Source organism: Paenibacillus xinjiangensis (assembly GCF_059686975.1).
Genome location: NZ_JCAALS010000001.1, coordinates 484137 through 490729 on the forward strand (window position 1 = coordinate 484137; position 6593 = coordinate 490729).

The following is a 6593-nucleotide window of genomic DNA, read 5'->3' on the forward strand; positions in this document are numbered from 1 at the left end:
TAGAGGGGAGAAATACGTTGAAAAAAATAACGATCAGCTTGCTGCTAATCTTCTCCATCCTGATTGTTCAGTTCGGATATACAACAGCCTCGGCTGCAGTTGCTGGTACGGATTCAACAGGAGTGGCAGGAGCGACAGGTGTAACAGTCCAAGCAGGTGAATCACAAATTTATAAGACGACCTTTTCCAATACAAATATTTCGTTATCAGGAGCTGCAGCATCACGATCATTCTACTTCGAGATAGAGGAGTATTGGGAAGCAAGCGATGTGAGCATTAATCTGGATTATAAGGCCAGCCCACTTCTCCAAGGAGATCAATCGAGTGTGACATTAGTGATGAATGGCACTGCCTTTCATTCATTCCGCCCGACCATTAGTGAATTGGACAAGCAGCATTTATCAATTCCGGTACCGCTGGATTTGATTGTGCAAGGCAGCAACACGTTGACTATTGAAGGCCATATTCAGACTATGATTGAGAACCAAATCTGCGTTCCAGCGGAGAGTAAGGATAATTGGCTTCAGCTGTATGAGACAACGGGAGCGGTCATTACCTATTCGAATGTAGCTTCCGAGGATAGCATTCGTGAATTCAATGAGCAATTTATAGGAATGGATACCGTTAGCGGCAATCATAATGCAATCGCTGTGCCAAGCCAGAGTGATCCTGTAGAGCTGGAAGCGGCAGCTTATGCATTATCTGGCTTTGCCAAAGCGAACTCGCTACAAGAGAAGAGCATCCCGATGTTCGAGCTGAATTCAGATTCGCTGAAAGCGAAGAAGTTCATTACAGCTATTGCCCTTTACGACAATCTGCCTGAAGACATTAGCAATCTTATTGGCAATCAGGAGCTTAGTAATAAAGCGCTTATTCAAGTGCTGAATACAGGGAGCCAGCGAATCCTGGTTGTCACCTCCCAAAGCTCAGAGCTGCTCGTGAAAGCAGGTCGATTGCTCGCTAACCAAGAGCTGATGACGCAATTGAACGGTAATATGAAGCTAGTTGATGAGAGTACAGAGGTAGATACGCCAGCCGTTGATGTGAATAAAATCGTAAGCTTAACGGATGCTGGGGATCGCCTGACGGGAATCAACCATCAGGAGAGGCAGTATTATATTTCGCTTCCCGCCAACCGGTCTATAGCCGATGCCAGCAAAATTAGTCTGGATTTCAGGTATGCTAACAATTTGGATTTTGACCGTTCCATGGTAACGATCCTTATCAATAACACGCCGATTGGCAGTAAGAAGCTTACTCCTGAGCTCGCGGATGGAGACAATCTCACTCTGCCGATTCCGAAAAACACGGATGTCACTGGCAACTTCACCGTTACGGTCGCGTTCGATCTGGAGTTAATGAACGCAGGATGTATAGCGGTTGAAGGTCAAATGCCGTGGGCTTTCATCATGAAGGAATCACTGCTGCAGCTAAATACCAAAGACAGCACCGACTTGTTATTCAACAATTACCCGAATCCGTTCTTGCGTGACAGCAGCTTCAATCAGCTTGCCGTCGTACTGCCGAAGGAGCAGGATTACTATACACTGCTGACGATCTCAAGTCTTTTCAATATGCTAGGCCAATATACGGAGAGCAACACGGGCAGTGTCCGCTTCTATAATGATCAAGCAGGTGATGCAGAGCTTGAGAGCTCCAATATTATTGCCATCGGTACTTATCATACGAATCAGGTCATTCAAGCGAACAATAATAAGCTCTATTTTCAATACAGCCCGAATGGTGATACATTACTATCTAATGAGAAAATAAGCCTGGATGCGGACTACGGGAAGCGAATCGGTACTCTGCAATTGATCGATTCGCCGTATCAGGCAGGTCACGGTCTGTTGGCTGTGACAGCTGCAAGCTCGGAATACTATTATCTTGCATCCAAGCTGCTCGCGAGCGAAAGCACGAAGTGGCAATTGTTCGGTGACGGGGTCATAACGGACAAAGACGGTCATATTAATGCCTTTCGATTCAAAAAGCAGGCCGGAGAGGATCAGTCGACACTGATCGAAGATGTGATTCAAAGAAGTGACGTCCTTAGCTTCATGATCGCTGTCGTATTAGTACTGGTTCTGGTGCTGATCTCGTTAATTCTAATGATCCGCAAATATCGGAAGAAGCGGGGGATGAACGATGACAAATAATCGGAGCGGGATCTTATCGGACGCAGCGTTCTTGCTGTTGATTGTCTTTTGTTTTATTTGTATCGTGTTCACTGCTGGCGATCCAGATCGATATATGCAAAATATTATATTTTTGAATGTGGCCTTTTTGATTGCGATTGTGACTTATTTTACAACCGTGACGACAGGTCTAGTGCTGAATATTGTGTTTATTTTTGGCTACGGTACGTTTACCTTGTATCAGACAGTCATTCAGGGTGATGTCGTAGGCGTCCAGAATTATTTCTGGCTCATTATGACGCCTATCTGTACACTCATCATCTGGATGCTGACTGTGGCGAACAAGCAGCTGCAAGGAGAGAAGGAGCGACTGCAGAAGCAGAATGTATCCCTGGCTACAATGGATGAGCACACGAATCTGAAGAACAGCCGCTCCTTCCAGAAGGATGCTACGGTGTTCATGGCGCTCTCTACCCGATACGAAATACCGTTAACCCTCATGGTTGTAACGGTGAAGTATTGGGATGAATTAAGCCGAATGATCAGTCAAGCACAAATGACAGAGATGATCTACGATGTCTCTAAGCTGAATGAGAACAGTATACGGCTCAATGACTCTTTGTATATGCTCAATACCGAATACCCAACGTGGGGAATGCTGCTCTTCACTGACCAGGATGGGGCGAATGTTGTAATCAAGCGGCTGAAGGAAAAGGTTGTTGCGTTCAACACCGTAGAATTTGCTGATAAGTATAAGATTGAGCTGAATCTCACAATGGGAGCTATTGAATATAAGCCAGAGAATATTCCTACTCCACTCGATTTCATAGTACAAGCTCGGAAGCAGCTGGAGTATGATGTATAAGCTAGATGTAATGCAACACGATTAGAAGGAATCCTCGATGATATGGCGCATGCAGACCTCCTCTGCATGCGCCATTGTCATAGAGGATCTTATTATGTTTTTTAACCAGGTGTTACCTACATTTCCCCACGCTTCCGAAGGTAACAACGTAAACGTGGACGAGAAAGTCGATAGACTGGAATTGGCGATCGCTCCCGGAAATATGTTAAACTGCAATGGAAAAATGGTTATAAAAAGAGTGTAATAGGGAGGAAGACCATGGCTAGTTACGAATACGAGTCAAAAAAAGCTCTAATCAGTACCATTCATTCTAATTATTTGCTGTTTGATGCAGAATTCGACGAAATAAGCAATGCTGAGAAGGATGTCCGGCTGCCAGAGGTGGATAGAACGCCAGCGGAAATGATCGCGTATCAGCTTGGTTGGATGAAATTGGTAATGGACTGGGACAAGACCGAGAAGGAGGGATGGCCGGTTCATTTGCCTTCACCGGACTATAAATGGAATCAGCTTGGGGAGATGTATCAGTCGTTTTATGAGCAATATGCCGCATATTCCCTGCCTGAGCTGCGGGAGCTGTTTCGTCAATTGGAGTCGCGCTGGCTGGAATGGATCGAGACGCTGACCGAGAAGGAGCTATTTACCCAGGGCGTTCGTAACTGGACGGGCACAAAGGAAAATTGGCAAATGTGCCGCTGGATTCATATTAATTCGGCTGCGCCCTTTAAAAGCTTCCGGGCGAAACTGAGAAAGTGGAAAAAGGCCGCCAAGGCCGGCGCTTCCAAAGAACTGGCTTAGGCAGGAGAAATTTGCTTTTACAAAAAATGAAGGCAATAAGGCTGCTCTAATTATTGTGTCTTTTCTTTAACACAAATTAAATTGCTAATAAATGATTTGAATTCGAGCTAATCTGTATTGACAGGAAATCACAAACGAGCTACTATAATTTCAAATGAAATGCAAGTGATCACTTGCATTCACTAAGGGGAGAGAGGGGGGCTAACTATCACCGAGAATCAGAGCAGCACCTATAGATTATTAGCGGCCGTTATCGATCTGGTTGCGGAGAGAGGGTACAATGGCGTTTCTACGAAAGAAATTGCTGCAGCAGCAGGTGTGAATGAGGTGACGCTGTTCCGTCAATTCGGCAGCAAGCAGAATCTTCTGGAGAAAGCCTTCAATCATTTCAATTATACAGAAGAGATGACGAAGCTATTCGCAGATAAGCTCGTGTGGAACTTGTATGAGGATCTGCTGCTCATTAGCCAAACATATCATCAGACGATGAACAAGAATCGTAAAATTATTCAGATCAGTCTCAAGGAAAGCAATGTGTTCGCGGAGTTTAAGGAAGCCAGCAATAAGGCGCCACAAAAGCTGAAGCTGCTGTTGACCGATTATTTCAATAAGATGCTCGCAGAGGGGAAGCTGATTCAGACGAATACAGAGCTGCAGGCACTATCCTTCATGTGGCTGAATTATGGCTCTTTCATTAGTCGGCTGCATAGCCGAGAAGCTTCGTCCTTCCCGGGCGTCACGTTGGATGAGTTCATTGAGGAAAGTGTCCGGACGTTTACTAGGGCTTTGACTCCCTAGTTTTTTTACAGAAGTCATGCAAGTAAGCACATGCATTCATTACGTGGGAAATGATGGAGACTAAGGGGGACTAATGGAATGATAACAGAGGCTAGGCAGCAAGCAGGTCAGAAGCTAATTCGGGTTCTGATGTTCACACTAATGCTGTCATCGATGAGTGCACTAATGTTCAATATTGTACTTCCCCAGATTAGCAAGGAGTTCAACCTTACGATTGCTCAGGTTAGCTGGCTATCGTCTGCTTATACATTGATTTACGCAGTAGGAACCGTAACTTACGGCAAGCTGGCAGATCGATTCAAGCTTAAAAATCTATTGACTGTAGGCTTGCTATTGTTCGCTATAGGCTCACTGATTGGTTTGACCTCGCAGTCCTTCTTAATGGCGCTAATCGGCAGATGTATACAGTCAGCAGGAGCTGCGGCAATCCCGGCGACAGCAATGCTTATCCCCGTGCGTTATTTTGCTCTGGAGCGAAGAGGCTCTGCTCTAGGTATGACAGCAGTAGGCTTGGCACTCGGCAATGCTCTAGGGCCTGTTGTATCTTCATTCATTGTAGGCATTGCAGATTGGCGTTGGTTATTCGGCGTACCTCTGATGCTATTGCTGACACTGCCTTATTATCGTAAATATTTGGACGATGAGCAAGGTGTACCTAGGAAGTTCGATTGGATCGGCGGAGGGCTGCTTGCAGTAGCAATTGCGTTTATATTGCTGGGCGTAACGAATGGAGCCTTGCTGTTCCTATTCGTTGGCGCAATGGTCCTGATATTATTCATTGCAAGAATTCGTACTGCGGGAGAGCCATTCGTCCAGCCAGCTCTTTTCCGGAACAAGAGCTATACGCTCGGATTATTGATTGCCGTACTAGTGAACGGGGTAGGCGCCTCGCTCTATTTTCTAAGTCCTTTATTATTATCTCGTGTTCATGAGCTTCCGTCCTATTGGATTGGCTTCGTTATGGTTCCTGCAGCCGTCTTCTCTGCGATTCTCGGACGCTTCGGCGGAAGGCTGGCTGACCGGAAAGGAAGTGCTTTTTTATTCATACTCGCCAGCAGCTCTTTATTGCTTTGCTGGACTCTCTTGTCGTCTTTTACAGGATTTTCACCTGTTATTATTGCTATATTCCTCATATTCGGTAATGTAGGGCAGTCCTTTATGATGATTGCTATGTCTAATTCGATATCAAGGACGTTGCCGAAAGAGCAGACTGGGGTGGGGATGGGAATCTTCTCCATGGCGAATTTCATTACACAAGGGATCGCAACTGGTATTTACAGCAGAATTGTTGATATGCAGACACACTCTCCATGGAATCCTGTTAACTTGAATATGAGCAGCTCGATATTCAGCAATATCTATCTCGTTCTAGCTGTGATACAGGTCGGCATTCTGATGTTCTATTATTGGCAATATGGGGCAGGTGCTCGAATCAAGACGGGCATGCAAGCAAATAGCTGATAGATGAGCAGAAGGGATTACAACAAATAAGGGGCCTTATCTATGCAGCCGCCGTATTACCTTCAATGTAAGAGTTCTCTTCGAGCCTGTTAACAATCGTATTGTGAATCGTGCTTCGGCATTCTTTGAATTCAGGTTTAATGGGGGCTGCTTCAGAGCGGGGCTGGTTACAGAGCCGGTCGTTGTAGTCGTAGCTCCGGAAGAGTGATAGGTTATATTCATACTATTGAGGCTGTCTCATCAGTCATCGTTGATGACTGGATCAGTCTCGTGTTTATGAGAAATGGCTAAAGAAAGATCGTACCTTGGTCATCTAACGTCATATTTTCTTTCGTTAAGCAACTTATTTCTCTATTTTCAACACAGAATGGGGTATCAGCGATAATAAGGAAGAAATAGCAGCAGCAGCAGAACTTCATTACCGTACAAGGAAAAACCAGCTAATACTTGTCAAGCTATTAGTATTGGACTGCAACAGGTAAATTGGTATACTAATTTCTAGGCACAACAAATAACCTTCATTGGCGTGAAGGTTA

Annotated in this window: 5 protein-coding genes; all 5 read left to right on the forward strand. The window is 45.1% G+C overall.

Annotation, left to right across the window (positions count from 1 at the left end; translation table 11 throughout):
• Window positions 1-17 precede the first annotated feature (17 nt).
• Window positions 18-2156 (forward strand): cellulose biosynthesis cyclic di-GMP-binding regulatory protein BcsB, encoded by a 2139-nt coding sequence (locus tag AC6ESP_RS02020; RefSeq protein ID WP_497094982.1) that lies wholly within the window; start codon window positions 18-20, stop codon window positions 2154-2156.
• The gene (locus AC6ESP_RS02025; protein WP_497094983.1) at window positions 2146-3000 is read left to right on the forward strand and encodes a diguanylate cyclase domain-containing protein; all 855 of its coding nucleotides are present in this window, start codon (window positions 2146-2148) and stop codon (window positions 2998-3000) included. Before AC6ESP_RS02020 ends, AC6ESP_RS02025 begins: the two co-directional genes overlap by 11 nt.
• A 258-nt stretch (window positions 3001-3258) precedes the next feature.
• Window positions 3259-3798, forward strand: a complete 540-nt coding sequence (locus AC6ESP_RS02030; protein ID WP_497094984.1) for a ClbS/DfsB family four-helix bundle protein — start codon at window positions 3259-3261, stop codon at window positions 3796-3798.
• 207 nt (window positions 3799-4005) lie between these two features.
• Window positions 4006-4596 carry a TetR/AcrR family transcriptional regulator gene (locus tag AC6ESP_RS02035; protein WP_497095011.1) on the forward strand — a complete coding sequence of 197 codons (591 nt, stop codon included), beginning with the start codon at window positions 4006-4008 and terminating at the stop codon, window positions 4594-4596.
• A gap of 78 nt (window positions 4597-4674) precedes the next feature.
• A complete protein-coding gene (locus tag AC6ESP_RS02040) occupies window positions 4675-6057 on the forward strand; it encodes an MFS transporter (protein ID WP_497094985.1) in 1383 nt (460 codons plus the stop codon).
• The last annotated feature ends 536 nt before the right edge of the window (window positions 6058-6593 follow it).